The 282-nt window shown below is 63.1% G+C and carries 1 pseudogene; it reads left to right on the forward strand.

From position 1 onward, the window contains the following. Positions 1-282: pseudogene (locus AAEZ02_RS22275) on the forward strand (peptidase S10); the annotation flags it as partial.

Below are 282 nucleotides of genomic sequence, written 5' to 3' on the forward strand. Positions count from 1 at the left end.
CGGCTATACGGCCCCGAACGCGACGTACCTGCCGCTGAACGACAACATCATCGGCGTCTGGGACTTCTCGCACGACGGCCAGCCGATGCCGGACACGATCCCCGATCTGCTCGGCGCGCTGCAGCTCAACCCGAAGCTTCGCGTGCTCGCGGAGAACGGCTACCACGATCTCGCGACGCCGTTCTTCAACACCGAGAAGCAACTCGCGCGGCTGCAGACGGTGAAGGGCCTGAATCCGAAACTGCAGGTGAACTTCTTCCAGGGCGGCCACATGACTTACCT

Source organism: Shewanella sp. T24-MNA-CIBAN-0130 (genome assembly GCF_040310185.1).
GTDB classification, from domain to species: domain Bacteria; phylum Pseudomonadota; class Gammaproteobacteria; order Enterobacterales; family Shewanellaceae; genus Shewanella; species Shewanella psychromarinicola.